The organism is Streptomyces sp. NBC_01546 (assembly GCF_045208355.1).
Taxonomy (GTDB): Bacteria; Actinomycetota; Actinomycetes; order Streptomycetales; family Streptomycetaceae; genus Streptomyces.
This window is the reverse complement of the sequence record NZ_CP109379.1, coordinates 2,326,566-2,340,312: the sequence shown is the minus strand read 5'-3', so window position 1 is coordinate 2,340,312 and position 13,747 is coordinate 2,326,566. Positions and strand designations below refer to the sequence as shown.

Sequence of the window (13,747 nt, the reverse complement as noted above, 5' to 3'; positions counted from 1 at the left end):
CGCGTGCCCGCCAATCCGGCGCCACCGGTCGCGCCACCGAAACCCACCTGGGACCCCGGCCAGCCCGAGGGTCCTTTCCCTTGGCTGCGGCCGACCATCCGCATACGCCTCACGCTGCTGTACGGCGGGATGTTCCTGATCGCAGGCATCCTGCTGCTGTCGATCATCTACCTGCTGGCGGCCCAGGCCCTGCGGGAGGGCAACGCGCCCCCGTTCCAGATCGTCGGCGGCGAGGTGAAGGTCACCAGCAGTACCTGCCCGGGCGTGGTGGGCCAGCTGACGCCCAACGACTTCAACGCCGCGATCGGCCAGTGCATGCTCGAACAGCGCCGGCACGCGCTGGACGACCTGCTGAGCCGCTCGCTGATGGCCCTGCTGGGGCTGAGCATCATCGCCTTCGCCTTCGGTTACGCGATGGCCGGCCGGGTGCTCTCGCCGCTCGGCAAGATCACCCGGACCGCCCGCCGGGTCGTCGGCTCCGACCTGACCCGGCGGATCGAGCTGGACGGGCCGGACGACGAGCTCATGGAGCTCGCCGACACCTTCGACGAGATGCTCGACCGGCTGGAGCGGGCCTTCACGGCGCAGCAGCGGTTCGTCGCGAACGCCTCGCACGAGCTGCGGACCCCGCTCGCGATCAACCGGACCCTGCTGGAGGTGCACCTCTCCGATCCGGGGGCCCCGGTCGAGCTCCAGCAGCTCGGGAAGACCCTGCTCGCCACCAACGAGCGCAGCGAGCAGCTGGTCGAGGGCCTGCTGCTGCTGGCCCGCAGCGAGAACCAGATCGTCGAGCGCAAGCCCGTGGACTTGGCGGAGGTCGCCTCGCGCGCCCTCGACCAGGTGCGCGGGGAGGCCGAGGCGAAGGGCGTGGAGATCCGCGGCGAGCGCGCGCTGGCCGTCATCCAGGGCAACGGCGTGCTGCTGGAGCGGATCGCCCTCAACCTGGTGCAGAACGCCGTCCGGTACAACGTGCCGGAGGGAGGCTGGGTGGAGGTCACCACCGAGGCCCAGCACGGCCAGGCGGTCCTCGTGGTGTCGAACACCGGTCCGGTCGTTCCCGCGTACGAGGTGGACAACCTCTTCGAGCCCTTCAGGCGGCTGCGTACGGAGCGAACGGGCAGCGACAAGGGTGTCGGGCTCGGCCTCTCGATCGCGCGCTCCGTGGCCCGCGCACACGGCGGACGAATCCAGGCGATCCCCCGGGAAGGCGGTGGGCTCGTGATGCGTGTCACTCTTCCCTTGTGAGTTCTCCACCCCGTGTTCGCTTTTGGCTGAATGCTTGTCCTGTGAAGACAACCCGGTCTGTGTGATCGATCACATGCCCGAGTGTCGGACCATGTGCGTTCTGTGACCCCATCGCAGCCGGAACGCCCGGGAAGTCCGGGTTTCCGGCCCCCCGAATGGCGGGAAATACACGGGGTGGCGTTTGTGCAAGACGGCCCCCGGACCGTGTACGGTCCCGGTCGTCATCCCAGCTGATTGCTCCTTCAGGCAGGCGGCTGGGTGTCGATTGAGTAACAGACCTTGATGTGAGGCAAAATCTCCGCCTCAGGTCGGGCACAAGTCCGGCCTCTCGCGCGTTACGTGCGCTGAGACACCGCTAACACCCAGAGGGGGAGAGCGAACAATGGCAACGGACTACGACACCCCACGCAAGACCGACGACGACGTCGACAACGACAGCATTGAAGAGCTGAAGGCCCGACGTAACGAGAAGTCGACCTCGTCCGCGGACATGGACGAATTCGACTCGGTCGAGAGCATGGAGCTTCCCGGCGCGGACCTCTCCAACGAGGAGCTGGCCGTCCGGGTCCTGCCGAAGCAGGCCGACGAGTTCACCTGCATGAGCTGCTTCCTGGTGCACCACCGCAGCCAGCTGGCACGTGAGAAGAACGGTCAGCCGATCTGCCGCGACTGCGACTGAGAGGCGTCGGCCGTGGCTGGCTCGACACCCTTTTTTCGGAAGCACGGTCGGAAGCGCCGCTTCCGAAAATCTGGTGATCCGGCGGAGGCGCAGGCGGGAACCACGGACCCGGTAACGAGTCCTGGAACCTCCGGCGGCTCCGCCATGGGTACCGCCATCGTGCCCTCCGACACCGCCTCGGCGGTGCCGTCGGCCACAGGGGCCGACGAGGAGGCCCGGCACCGGTCCGGGGCTCGTCGGCTGCAAGCAGTCAAGAACGGTGTACGCAAGGGCGGCGGAAGCGTCAGGGGCGCCGTCCTGTACATCGCCGAATGGATCATCGAGAACGCACCACGCGTTCCGGTTCGGGACCTCGCGACCCTGCGCGCGCAGTTCCCGGGCCTCGGCCCCGATCAGCTTGCCGACAAGCTGATCTCCGGAGCCGCGAACGCCACCTCCACCGTCGGCGCGGGCATCGGAGCGGCGGCCATGCTGCCCGTCCCGCCCGCCATGCCGGCGGAGCTGGCCGCGGAGATCACCTCCGTCGCCGCGATCGAAATCAAGCTCGTCGCCGAGCTCCACGAGGTCTACGGCCTGCGCCCGCCCGGCGCGCTCAAGGAACGCAGCCTCGCCTACCTCACCGCGTGGACCGAGGAGCGCGGCATCGACCTGACCAAGCCGACCACGCTGAACGCGGCGCTCGGCGGTCAGATGAAGCGCGAACTGCGCCAACAGATCATGAAGCGGATGTTCCGCAGCCTGCCCAACCTCATGCCGTTCATGGTCGGTGCGGCCGTCGGAGCGGTGATGAACCGCCGCGACACCCGCAAAGTCGCCGAGAAGGTGCGTACGGACCTGCGGGGCCGGGCGGTGGCGTGGGATGCACTGCGGCAGCTCCCGCCCCTGGAACAGCCCTCCAAGCCCCTTCCCGAGGCCGCCAGGGCCGCACTCGAGGGCATGGACCCCGGTACGGACGGCTGAGGCCGGGCCGGTCAGGCCGCCTGTGCGCGCGCCGCGCGGATCGCCGAGACCAGGGCCTGCGGCTCGCGGGTGGAGACGTAGAGGTACGGGGTCGGGTCCGCCGGGTCGGTCACCTCGACGCGGACCGCCGTCGGCACGTAGCTGCGCAACAGCATGAAGGCGCGGGTGTCGGCCTTGTACGTGCGCCAGGCGCGCGACTCCTCGGCGTCCAGGATCTCGGGATCACCCAGGGCCGTCACCGGGATCCGCGCGTCCCCCGCCGCCAGCGCGCCGTTCACCACGCGCACGCGCGCGGAACCGTACGAACTCACCAGAAGCCCGGCCAGCCCGGTGCCCCCGACCAGTCCGGCCAGCAGCGGCAGCGTGCCCAGCGGCAGCAGCATCAGCGCGCACGCGAGACCGATGAGTACGGCGATGCCCCACCAGGAGCGGGGGGCGGTCAGACGTTCGTCGTGGTGCGCGGGGGAGAGCTGCATGAGCTCAAGCCTGCCACGAGGCGACCGGCGGGTAGCGGCGCGGGTAAGGTCTGCGGCTGTGAGTGGACGAAACACAGCGTTGACGCCCCCGGCCGATGCCACCGCGCCGGTCCGGCACCCCGATGCACCGGCACCGGGCGAGCTCCTCGGCGCGCACTACGAGCACTGCTTCGGCTGCGGCGAGGGCCAGCCGCACGGACTCCACCTGGAGGCCCGTGCGGGCGAGGGCGTGCGCGTCACCGCCGAGTTCACCGTCAAGCCCGCGCACCAGGGTGCCCCCGGTCTCGCCCACGGCGGCGTACTGGCCACGGCGCTCGACGAGACGCTCGGCTCGCTGAACTGGCTGCTGCGCGTCATCGCCGTGACGGGGCGGCTGGAGACCGACTTCGTACGGCCCGTGCCGGTGGACACCGTGCTGTACCTGGAGGCCGAGGTCACCGCCGTGGCCGGGCGGAAGATCTACTCCACGGCGGTCGGCCGGATAGGCGGGCCCGAGGGCCTCGTGGCCGTGCGGGCGGACGCGCTCTTCATCGAGGTGAAGGTCGACCACTTCATCGACAACGGTCGGCCCGAGGAGATCCGGGCGGCGATGGCCGACCCGGACCAGGTCAGGCGCGCACGCGCCTTCGAGGTGAACCCCTGATGTCCCAGAACGAGTACGCACCGGTCGACGTGCTGATCCGCCGCGTCGACCCCGAGGTGCCCCTCCCCGCCTACAGTCACCCCGGTGACGCCGGCTGCGACCTGGTGACCACCCAGGCCGCCGAGCTGGAGCCCGGCGAGCGGACCGTACTCCCCACCGGGGTGTCCATCGCCCTGCCCGACGGGTACGCGGCCTTCGTGCACCCGCGGTCGGGCCTGGCCGCCCGCTGCGGGCTCGCGCTCGTGAATGCCCCGGGGACGGTGGATGCCGGGTACCGTGGGGAGATCAAGGTGATCGTGGTCAATCTCGACCCGCGCGAGAGCGTTCGGTTCGAGCGTTTCGACCGCATTGCCCAGCTGGTTGTCCAGCGGGTCGAGAAGGTGCGCTTCCACGAGGTGGCGGAACTTCCCGGCTCGGCCCGGGCCGAGGGGGGTTTCGGCTCCACCGGCGGTCATCCGGCCGTGGCCGGATCCGGCGCTGGTCAGCAGGGTGGGAATGGCTACGCTTCGGTCGTAACCGACCGGGAAGGACAGTGACGTGTTCGGACGTCGCAAGAAGAACGACTCCGCCAAGGACGGCGGCGCGGCCGAGCAGGTCGATGGCCGTGTGTCCGGCCTGGACGCCGGCGATCAGGGCGGCGCCGAGGAGCTCGACGCGGCCCAGCCGCGCCGCGTGAACCTGCCGCCGGCCCCGCGGCCCGACGGCCCCTGGGACATCTCCGAGGTGCTCGGCAACCCGGCCGACGGCCGGGTCGACCTGGGTGGCGTCTTCGTACCCGGGGTCGAGGGCATGGAGCTGCGGGTCGAGGTCGCCGGTGACGCGATCGTCGCCGCGACCGTCGTCCTGGGCGACAGCGCCGTACAGCTGCAGGCCTTCGCCGCACCGCGCAAGGAAGGCATCTGGGGCGAGGTCCGCGAGGAGATCGCCGCGGGCATCACCCAGCAGGGCGGCATCATCGACGAGGTCGAGGGTCCGCTGGGCTGGGAGCTGCGCGCACAGGTTCCCGTACCGCTGCCGGACGGGCAGACCGGCGCACAGCTGGTCCGTTTCATCGGCGTCGACGGTCCGCGCTGGTTCCTGCGCGGTGTCATCTCCGGCCAGGGCGCGGTGCGCCCCGAGTCGGCGGGTGTCCTCGAGCAGATCTTCCGCGACACCGTCGTGGTCCGCGGTGACGGCCCGATGGCTCCCCGCGACCCGATCGTCCTGAAGCTGCCGAACGACGCCCAGATGGTGCCGGACGGCGTGCAGACGGAGGACCAGGAAGGCTCCCGCTTCGGCGGTGGCATGGGCCAGCTCGAGCGCGGCCCGGAGATCACCGAGGTCCGCTGACCCCGGTGTGACCCCCGCGCCCGGACCGGGCCTGGGGGGAGCGTCATGTTTTTCGGCCGGTGGGCCCCACCTCTTCGGGTGGGGCCCACCGGCTTTTCGCGCGACCGCGTCAGAGATCCGTCAGGGATGTGCGTCCGGCCCGCCATCGGTGCGTGGACCGCGCGGACGTCCCCGAGAATGGGCGCATGGGACGCGGCAAGCTAAGGATCTATCTCGGCGCGGCACCCGGTGTGGGCAAGACCTACGCGATGCTCTCCGAGGGCCACCGCAGGGTGGAGCGGGGAGCCGACTGCGTCGTCGGGTTCGTCGAGCACCACGGGCGGCCGCGCACGGAGGTCATGCTGCACGGCCTGGAACAGGTGGCGCGCGGGGAGCTGACCTACCGCGGGGCGGCATTCACCGAGATGGACGTGGACGCCGTTCTCGCCCGGCGGCCGGCCGTGGCGCTCGTGGACGAGCTCGCGCACACCAATGTGCCCGGTTCGCGCAACGCCAAGCGCTGGCAGGACGTGGAGGAGCTGCTGCGGGCCGGCATCGACGTGGTGTCGACCGTCAACATCCAGCACCTGGAGTCCCTCGGGGACGTGGTCGAGTCGATCACCGGGGTCCGGCAGCGGGAGACCGTGCCGGACGAGGTGGTGCGACGGGCCGACCAGATCGAGCTCGTCGACATGTCCCCGCAGGCGCTGCGCCGGCGGATGGCGCACGGGAACATCTACAAGCCGGACAAGGTCGACGCGGCCCTGTCCAACTACTTCCGCCCCGGCAACCTGACCGCCCTGCGCGAGCTCGCACTGCTGTGGGTGGCCGACCGGGCCGACGAGTACCTCCAGCAGTACCGCGGTGAGCACGGCATCCGCTCCACCTGGCAGGCCCGGGAGCGGATCGTCGTGGGGCTCACCGGCGGGCCGGAGGGGCGCACGCTCATCCGGCGCGCCTCCCGGATGGCGGCCAAGGGTTCGGGCAGCGAGATCCTGGCCGTCTACATCGCCCGCAGCGACGGGCTGACCGCGGCCTCGCCGAAGGAGCTCGCCGTCCAGCGGACGCTGGTGGAAGATCTAGGCGGAACGTTTCACCATGTGATCGGCGACAACGTCCCCGAGGCGCTGCTCGCCTTCGCCCGGGGGGTCAACGCCACCCAGATCGTGCTCGGCTCCAGCCGCCGCAAGGCCTGGCAGTACGTCTTCGGCCCCGGCGTCGGCGCCACCGTGGCCCGCGACTCGGGGCCCGACCTCGACGTCCACATCGTCACGCACGAGGAGGTGGCCAGGGGCCGCGGGCTGCCCGTGGTCCGCTCGGCGGCCCGCCTGGGGCGGCCCCGGATCGCAGCCGGCTGGGTGGTGGGCGTGGCCCTGCCGGTGCTGCTCTGCCTGCTGCTCACGCACGTGGACGCGGACCTCGGGCTCGCCAACGACATGCTGCTCTTCCTGGCGCTGACCGTGGCGGCCGCGCTGCTGGGCGGACTCTGGCCCGCCCTGGCCTCCGCCGCCGTCGGATCGCTGCTGCTGAACTACTTCTTCGCCCCGCCCCTGCACCGGTTCACGGTCTCCGACCCCAAGAACATCGTCGCCATCGCCGTCTTCTTCGGGGTCGCCGTCTCGGTGGCCTCCGTGGTGGACCTGGCCGCCCGGCGCACGCACCAGGCGGCGCGGCTGCGTGCCGAGTCCGAGATCCTCTCCTTCCTGGCCGGCAGCGTGCTGCGCGGGGAGACCAGCCTGGAGGCGCTGCTGGAGCGGGTGCGCGAGACCTTCGCCATGGAGTCCGTGGCCCTGCTGGAGCGCGCGGGCGAGGTCGAGCCGTGGAAGCCGGCCGCCAGCGTCGGCCCCAGGCCGGCGGACCGGCCCGAGGACGCCGACGTGGACATGCCCATCGGCGACCATATGGCGCTGGCCCTGTCGGGGCGGGTGCTGCCCGCCGAGGACCGCCGTGTGCTCGGCGCCTTCGCCGCCCAGGCGGCCGTGGTCCTGGACCGGCAGCGGCTGGTCGGGGAGGCCGAGGAGGCCCGCCGGATGGCCGAGGGCAACCGGATCCGGACCGCGCTGCTGGCCGCCGTCAGCCATGACCTGCGTACGCCCCTGGCCTCGATCAAGGCCTCCGTGAGCTCCTTGCGCTCCGCCGACGTGGAATGGTCCGAGGAGGACCGGGCCGAGCTCCTCGAAGGCATCGAGGACGGCGCGGACCGGCTCGACCACCTCGTGGGCAACCTGCTGGACATGTCCCGGCTGCAGACCGGCACCGTCACCCCGCTGATCCGGGAGATCGACCTCGACGAGGTGGTCCCGATGGCGCTGGGCGGCGTACCGGAGGGCAGCGTGGTGCTCGACGTGCCCGAGACGCTGCCGATGGTCGCGGTGGACCCGGGGCTGCTGGAGCGGACCGTGGCCAACGTGGTCGAGAACGCGGTCAAGTACAGCCCGCCGGGGGAGCGGGTGCTGGTGGCGGCCAGCTTCCTCGGCGACCGGGTCGAGGTGCGGGTCGTCGACCGGGGGCCCGGCGTTCCCGACGAGGCCAAGGACAGGATATTCGCCCCCTTCCAGCGGCACGGGGACGCGCCGCGCGGGGCCGGGGTGGGCCTCGGGCTCGCCGTCGCCCGGGGCTTCGCCGAGGCGATGGACGGCACCCTCGCGGCCGAGGACACCCCCGGCGGCGGCCTGACCATGGTGCTGACCCTGCGAGCGGCGGCGCGGGACGGCACACCGGCCCGCGCGACGGTGGACGGCGAGGCCCGCACCCTCGCCGCCGATGCGGACACCGGCGCCGGAGCGGACACAGTGGAACGCGATCACGACCGTGATCGGATGATGCGACAGAAGGCAGGACCCCAATGACCCGGGTGCTCGTGGTGGAAGACGAGCCGCAGATCGTCCGAGCCCTCGTGATCAATCTGAAGGCACGCAAGTACGAGGTCGACGCGGCCGCCGACGGGGCCAGCGCCCTGGAGCTCGCGGCGGCCCGCCACCCCGACGTGGTCGTCCTCGACCTCGGCCTGCCCGACATGGACGGCATCGAGGTGATCAAGGGCCTGCGCGGCTGGACCCGGGTGCCGATCCTGGTCCTCTCCGCCCGCCACACCTCCGACGAGAAGGTCGAGGCACTGGACGCGGGCGCCGACGACTACGTCACCAAGCCCTTCGGCATGGACGAGCTGCTGGCCCGGCTGCGCGCCGCCGTCCGCCGGGCCGAGCCGCCCGCCGGATCCGGCGAGGACGAGGTGGTCGTGGAGACCGAGGCCTTCACGGTGGACCTGGCCGCCAAGAAGGCCGTGCGGGAGGGGCGCGACGTACGGCTCACGCCCACCGAGTGGCACCTGCTGGAGGTCCTGGTCCGCAACGGCGGCAAGCTGGTCAGCCAGCGGCAGCTGTTGCAGGAGGTCTGGGGCCCCTCGTACGGCACGGAGACGAACTACCTGCGGGTCTACATGGCACAACTGCGGCGTAAACTCGAGAGCAACCCCTCGCACCCGCGGCACTTCATCACCGAACCGGGCATGGGATACCGCTTCGAGAGGTAGCGGGCACGCCGGTACGCTTCCTTGTATGAGTGCTGAACCGCGTCCCGAGAAGCCCGCGAAGCCGGCCAGGCCGGTGGGCCGGTTCCGCCGGATGATAGAGCGGCTGTCCACCTCGCAGGAGGAGCTGCATTCGGCGGAGCTGCAAGAGGACGCAGAAGCCGCGGGGTGCACGCGGATCTGCGACTGCCACGACCGGCAGATAGTCAAGGTGACCGGAACCCTGCGTACCGTCACCTTGCGGCCGCGCGCGGGCGTCCCCGCCCTGGAGGCGGAGCTGTTCGACGGCTCGGCCCCGCTGGACGTGGTGTGGCTCGGGCGTCGCTCGATCGTGGGAATCGAGCCCGGTCGGCGCATGATCGCCTCAGGGCGGATCTCCATGACCCACGGCCGTCGGGTGCTCTTCAACCCGAAGTACGAACTCCGACCGCTCGGACAGGAGCACTAACCGGTGACGTCACTCGACAAACCGACCACCCCAGAGCCCGCCGCATCCGGCGCTCCCGCCGACGACCAGCGCGCGGTGACGCAGGCGGCGCTGTTTGACGCCTTCGGAGGCATCCGGGGCACCGTGGAGACGATGCTCCCCGGGCTGCTCTTCGTCATGATCTACACGATCAACAAGGACGTGAAGCTGTCCGCCATCGCGGCGGGCGCGGTCGCGGTGCTGCTGGTGATCGTGCGTCTGCTGCGCAAGGACACCGTCAAGCACGCCTTCAGCGGGGTCTTCGGCGTGGGCGTGGGCGTGGCCTTCGCGCTGTTCACGGGCAGCGCCAAGGGCTTCTACCTGCCGGGCATGATCTACGGCGTCGGCCTGGGCGTGGCGTTCACGGTCTCGGCGCTGGTGGGCTTCCCGCTGCTGGGCGTGATCCTGGGCCCGGTGTTCAAGGAGAACCTGTCCTGGCGCACCCGCAACCCCGGTCGCAAGAAGGCGTACGTCAAGGCCAGCCTGGCCTGGGGCCTGATCTTCCTCGCCAAGTACGCGATCCTCTTCCCGCTGTACTGGTGGGGCGACGCGACGCAGCTCGGCTGGGTGCTGATCGCGCTGAAGCTTCCGCCGATGGTGCTCGCGGTGTACTTCACCTGGGTCTTCCTGGCGAAGGCGCCGCCGCCGATCGACGTGATCGCGGAGTGGGAGGCCAAGGAGGCTGCCGAGGGGAAGCCGGGATCCTGAGACCGACGTGAAGGGGCGGGGGTGACCATCCGGTCACCCCCGCCCCTTCGTCGTACTAGCCGCGGGCCTGGAGGAGGTCCTCCAGTTGTTCCTCCCGGGCCTGGGCGGCCACGAAGAGGAGTTCGTCGCCCGGCTCCAGGGTTTCCTCCCCGTGCGGGGTGAGGACCCGGTTGCCCCGGATGATCGTGACCAGCGAGGTGTCCTCGGGCCAGGTGATCTCGCTGATCTGGGTGCCCGCGACCGAGGAGTCGGCCGGCAGGGTCAGCTCGACGAGGTTGGCGTCGCCGTGGCTGAAGCGCAGCAGCCGCACCAGGTCGCCGACGCTGACGGCCTCCTCGACCAGGGCCGACATCAGGCGCGGCGTGGAGACCGCGACGTCGACGCCCCAGGACTCGTTGAAGAGCCACTCGTTCTTCGGGTTGTTGACGCGGGCCACCACGCGCGGGACCCCGTACTCGGTCTTGGCGAGCAGCGAGACGACGAGGTTGACCTTGTCGTCACCGGTCGCCGCGATGACCACGTTGCAGCGCTGCAGCGCCGCCTCGTCCAGCGAGGTGATCTCGCAGGCGTCGGCCAGCAGCCACTCGGCCTGCGGCACCCGTTCCACCGAGATGGCGGTCGGGGCCTTGTCGACCAGGAGCACCTCGTGGCCGTTCTCCAGCAGCTCGCCCGCGATGGAACGGCCCACCGCGCCTGCCCCGGCGATCGCGACTCTCATGCGTGTGCCTCCTCAGGCCCCTCGGCGAAGGACGCCTCGACCTTGTCGATCTCGTCCGTGCGCATCATGACGTGGACGAGGTCGCCCTCCTGGAGGACGGTCGCCGACGTGGGCAGCATCGCCTCGCCCAGGCGGGTGAGGAAGGCGACGCGGACGCCGGTCTCCTCCTGGAGCTGGCTGACCTTGTGCCCGATCCAGGCGGCCGAGGTGTGCACCTCGGCGAGCTGCACACCGCCGCTCGGGTCGCGCCACAGCGGCTCGGCGCCCGAAGGCAGCAGCCGGCGCAGCATCTGGTCGGCGGTCCACCGCACGGTGGCCACGGTCGGGATGCCGAGGCGCTGGTAGACCTCGGCGCGCTTGGGGTCGTAGATGCGGGCGGCGACGTTCTCGACTCCGAACATCTCGCGGGCCACGCGGGCGGCGATGATGTTGGAATTGTCACCACTGCTGACGGCGGCGAACGCGCCCGCTTCCTCGATCCCGGCCTCCCTCAGGGTGTCCTGGTCGAAGCCGACCCCGGTGACGCGGCGGCCGCCGAATCCGGCCCCCAGCCGGCGGAATGCGGTGGGGTCCTGGTCGACGACGGCGACCGTATGCCCCTGCTGTTCCAAGGTCTGCGCGAGGGCGGAACCCACTCTTCCGCAACCCATGATGACGATGTGCACGGCCGTCCTTCCGGCTGTCAGCGGCTCGCTGGTTCACAGCCTCATTGCATGCTCTGGCTAATCAGGGTCTCAGACCATGGCCCAAGCTACACACGGGTGGTCACGAGTGTGACCTCTTGCGGCGCACTCGGGGATGAATTGCGGTGGGATTGTGCGGTGAAGGGGTGGGGGGTTCGTCAGTCCGATTTCGAACGCTTACGATCCTCTGCGTGTCCAAACTGACCGACGTGCCCAAACGGATCCTGATCGGCCGGGCGCTGCGCAGCGACCGCCTCGGAGAAACACTCCTTCCCAAGCGGATCGCCCTGCCCGTTTTCGCCTCCGACCCGCTCTCCTCGGTGGCGTACGCCCCCGGCGAGGTCCTGCTGGTCCTGTCGATCGCGGGTGTGTCGGCGTACCAGTACAGCCCCTGGATCGCGCTCGCGGTCGTCGTGCTGATGTTCACCGTGGTCGCCTCCTACCGGCAGAACGTCCACGCCTACCCGAGCGGCGGCGGTGACTACGAGGTCGCCAACACCAACCTCGGTCCCAGAGCCGGTCTCACGGTGGCGAGCGCCCTGCTCGTCGACTACGTCCTGACCGTCGCCGTTTCGATCTCCTCCGGAGTCGAGAATCTCGGCTCCGCCGTGCATTTCGTCATCGAGCACAAAGTGCTCTCGGCGACCGTCATGATCCTTTTGCTCACGCTGATGAACCTGCGCGGCGTGAAGGAGTCCGGCAAGCTCTTCGCCATCCCGACCTATGTCTTCGTCGCCGCCGTTTTCGTCATGATCGCCTGGGGTGCCTGGAAGGGCATCGTCCTCGACGAGACCATGACGGCGCCGACCGCCGACCTCGAGATCAAACCCGAGCAGCAGGGTCTGGCCGGCTTCGCGATGGTCTTCCTGCTGTTGCGCGCTTTCTCCTCCGGCTGTGCGGCCCTGACCGGCGTCGAGGCCATCAGCAACGGCGTACCGGCCTTCCGCAAGCCCAAGAGCAAGAACGCCGCCAGCACCCTCGCCTACATGGGCGGCCTGGCGGTCACCATGTTCTGCGGGATCATCGGCCTGGCCATGGCCTCCGACGTGAGGATGGCCGAGAACCCCGCCGAGGACCTGCTGTCGAACGGCGTCCCGGTCGGCCCCGAATACGTCCAGAACCCGGTGATCTCGCAGGTGGCCGAGGCCGTCTTCGGCGACGGCAGCTTCTTCTTCATCCTGCTGGCCACCGCCACCGCGCTGGTGCTTTTCCTGGCCGCCAACACCGCGTACAACGGCTTCCCGCTGCTCGGCTCGATCCTCGCCCAGGACCGCTACCTGCCGCGCCAGCTGCACACCCGCGGCGACCGGCTCGCCTTCTCCAACGGCATCGTGCTCCTCGCCGGCGCCGCGATCCTGCTCGTGTGGCTCTACGACGCCGACTCGACCAAGCTGATCCAGCTCTACATCGTCGGCGTCTTCGTCTCCTTCACGCTGAGCCAGATCGGCATGGTCCGGCACTGGAACCGCCATCTGAAGTCCGAGCGCGACCCGGCCGCCCGCCGCCGGATGCACCGCTCCCGGGCGATCAACGCCTTCGGCGCCTTCTTCACCGGCATGGTGCTGGTCATCGTCCTCGCCACGAAGTTCACCCACGGTGCGTGGGTCGCCCTGCTCGGCATGGTGATCTTCTACGGCACGATGTCCGCGATCCGCAAGCACTACGACCGGGTCTCCGCCGAGATCGCCGCCGCCGAGGGCCCCAGCGACGACAGCGTGCGGCCCTCCCGGGTCCACTCGATCGTCCTGGTCTCCAAGGTCCACAAGCCCACGCTGCGCGCCCTGGCCTTCGCCAAGCTGACCCGCTCGGACACCCTGGAGGCGCTCAGCATCAGCGTCGACGCGGCCGAGACCAAGGCGCTGCGCGAGGAGTGGGAGCGGCGCGGGATCAACGTCCCCCTCAAGATCCTCGACTCGCCGTACCGGGAGATCACCCGCCCGGTGGTGGAGTACGTGAAGGGCCTGCGCAGCGAGAACCCGCGCGACGCGGTCAGCGTGTACATCCCGGAATACGTCGTCGGCCGCTGGTACGAGCACCTGCTGCACAACCAGAGCGCGCTGCGGCTCAAGGGCCGGCTGCTCTTCACTCCCGGTGTGATGGTCACCTCGGTGCCCTACCAGCTGGAGTCCTCGGAGCTCGCCAAGAGGCGGGCCAAGAAGCGCCAGGACTGGAACGCCCCGGGCGCCGTGCGCCGCGGTCCGGTGGACACCCCGCGACCCCCGAAGAAGCCCGCCGCGAAGGGCTGACCGGGTTGGTGAACGGCCGGACGAGATCCACGTAAACTGGTGGGTCGGTCGTCCGGCCGTTTCCCGTTTTCAGTTTTTTGGAGTCT

14 protein-coding genes are annotated in these 13,747 nt (G+C 70.3%); 11 read left to right on the top strand and 3 right to left on the bottom strand.

What is annotated here, in order from left to right; translation table 11 throughout:
* Positions 1 to 3: 3 nt before the first annotated feature.
* From OHA89_RS10615 to OHA89_RS10605, 3 genes are all read left to right on the top strand, one after another.
* A complete protein-coding gene (locus tag OHA89_RS10615) occupies positions 4 to 1,245 on the top strand; it encodes a HAMP domain-containing sensor histidine kinase (RefSeq protein WP_257553815.1) in 1,242 nt (413 codons plus the stop codon).
* Between the two features lie 382 nt (positions 1,246 to 1,627).
* Positions 1,628 to 1,924, top strand: coding sequence for a DUF4193 domain-containing protein (locus OHA89_RS10610; protein WP_030008769.1), 297 nt, complete (start codon positions 1,628 to 1,630; stop codon positions 1,922 to 1,924).
* Between the two features lie 12 nt (positions 1,925 to 1,936).
* Entirely contained in the window at positions 1,937 to 2,884 is a 948-nt protein-coding gene (locus OHA89_RS10605) for a hypothetical protein (protein WP_406365999.1), read from the top strand.
* An 11-nt stretch (positions 2,885 to 2,895) separates the two neighbouring features.
* Here the strand turns inward: OHA89_RS10605 and OHA89_RS10600 are convergent, their stop codons facing one another.
* Positions 2,896 to 3,360: a DUF3093 domain-containing protein gene (locus tag OHA89_RS10600; protein WP_215142517.1), complete on the bottom strand. Its 465-nt coding sequence runs from the start codon at positions 3,358 to 3,360 to the stop codon at positions 2,896 to 2,898.
* A 58-nt stretch (positions 3,361 to 3,418) separates the two neighbouring features.
* Here OHA89_RS10600 and OHA89_RS10595 point away from each other — a divergent pair, with 58 nt between their 5' ends.
* From OHA89_RS10595 to OHA89_RS10565, 7 genes are all read left to right on the top strand, one after another.
* Positions 3,419 to 4,003 (top strand): PaaI family thioesterase, encoded by a 585-nt coding sequence (locus OHA89_RS10595; RefSeq protein WP_215142515.1) that lies wholly within the window; start codon positions 3,419 to 3,421, stop codon positions 4,001 to 4,003.
* Entirely contained in the window at positions 4,003 to 4,539 is a 537-nt protein-coding gene (gene dut, locus OHA89_RS10590) for a dUTP diphosphatase (RefSeq protein WP_215142513.1), read from the top strand. The genes OHA89_RS10595 and dut overlap by 1 nt, the downstream gene beginning before the upstream one ends.
* Position 4,540: 1 nt before the next feature.
* Positions 4,541 to 5,332, top strand: a complete 792-nt coding sequence (locus OHA89_RS10585) for a DUF3710 domain-containing protein (RefSeq protein ID WP_406365998.1) — start codon at positions 4,541 to 4,543, stop codon at positions 5,330 to 5,332.
* 185 nt (positions 5,333 to 5,517) lie between these two features.
* Complete coding sequence (locus OHA89_RS10580) at positions 5,518 to 8,160, top strand: DUF4118 domain-containing protein (RefSeq protein ID WP_406365997.1); 2,643 nt, start codon at positions 5,518 to 5,520, stop codon at positions 8,158 to 8,160.
* Positions 8,157 to 8,843, top strand: coding sequence for a response regulator (locus tag OHA89_RS10575; RefSeq protein ID WP_215142501.1), 687 nt, complete (start codon positions 8,157 to 8,159; stop codon positions 8,841 to 8,843). Before OHA89_RS10580 ends, OHA89_RS10575 begins: the two co-directional genes overlap by 4 nt.
* 25 nt (positions 8,844 to 8,868) lie before the next feature.
* Positions 8,869 to 9,288, top strand: coding sequence for an OB-fold nucleic acid binding domain-containing protein (locus OHA89_RS10570; protein ID WP_215142499.1), 420 nt, complete (start codon positions 8,869 to 8,871; stop codon positions 9,286 to 9,288).
* Between the two features lie 3 nt (positions 9,289 to 9,291).
* Positions 9,292 to 10,014 carry a DUF3159 domain-containing protein gene (locus OHA89_RS10565; protein ID WP_266614492.1) on the top strand — a complete coding sequence of 241 codons (723 nt, stop codon included), beginning with the start codon at positions 9,292 to 9,294 and terminating at the stop codon, positions 10,012 to 10,014.
* A gap of 55 nt (positions 10,015 to 10,069) precedes the next feature.
* On the opposite strand, the gene OHA89_RS10560 is transcribed toward OHA89_RS10565, so the two are convergent.
* Positions 10,070 to 10,732: a TrkA family potassium uptake protein gene (locus OHA89_RS10560; protein ID WP_030709508.1), complete on the bottom strand. Its 663-nt coding sequence runs from the start codon at positions 10,730 to 10,732 to the stop codon at positions 10,070 to 10,072.
* On the bottom strand, positions 10,729 to 11,397 hold the full coding sequence (locus tag OHA89_RS10555) for a potassium channel family protein (protein WP_406365996.1): 669 nt from the start codon (positions 11,395 to 11,397) through the stop codon (positions 10,729 to 10,731). Before OHA89_RS10555 ends, OHA89_RS10560 begins: the two co-directional genes overlap by 4 nt.
* A gap of 209 nt (positions 11,398 to 11,606) precedes the next feature.
* Here OHA89_RS10555 and OHA89_RS10550 point away from each other — a divergent pair, with 209 nt between their 5' ends.
* Positions 11,607 to 13,661, top strand: coding sequence for an APC family permease (locus OHA89_RS10550; RefSeq protein WP_406365995.1), 2,055 nt, complete (start codon positions 11,607 to 11,609; stop codon positions 13,659 to 13,661).
* The last annotated feature ends 86 nt before the right edge of the window (positions 13,662 to 13,747 follow it).

What these genes read in the sequence shown, in the direction of transcription:
- OHA89_RS10610 (WP_030008769.1), top strand. Translation starts at nt 1,628, where the DNA reads ATGGCAACGGACTACGACACCCCACGCAAGACCGACGACGACGTCGAC.
- OHA89_RS10600 (WP_215142517.1), bottom strand. Translation starts at nt 3,360, where the DNA reads ATGCAGCTCTCCCCCGCGCACCACGACGAACGTCTGACCGCCCCCCGC.
- dut (WP_215142513.1), top strand. Translation starts at nt 4,003, where the DNA reads ATGTCCCAGAACGAGTACGCACCGGTCGACGTGCTGATCCGCCGCGTC.
- OHA89_RS10580 (WP_406365997.1), top strand. Translation starts at nt 5,518, where the DNA reads ATGGGACGCGGCAAGCTAAGGATCTATCTCGGCGCGGCACCCGGTGTG.
- OHA89_RS10575 (WP_215142501.1), top strand. Translation starts at nt 8,157, where the DNA reads ATGACCCGGGTGCTCGTGGTGGAAGACGAGCCGCAGATCGTCCGAGCC.
- OHA89_RS10570 (WP_215142499.1), top strand. Translation starts at nt 8,869, where the DNA reads ATGAGTGCTGAACCGCGTCCCGAGAAGCCCGCGAAGCCGGCCAGGCCG.
- OHA89_RS10560 (WP_030709508.1), bottom strand. Translation starts at nt 10,732, where the DNA reads ATGAGAGTCGCGATCGCCGGGGCAGGCGCGGTGGGCCGTTCCATCGCG.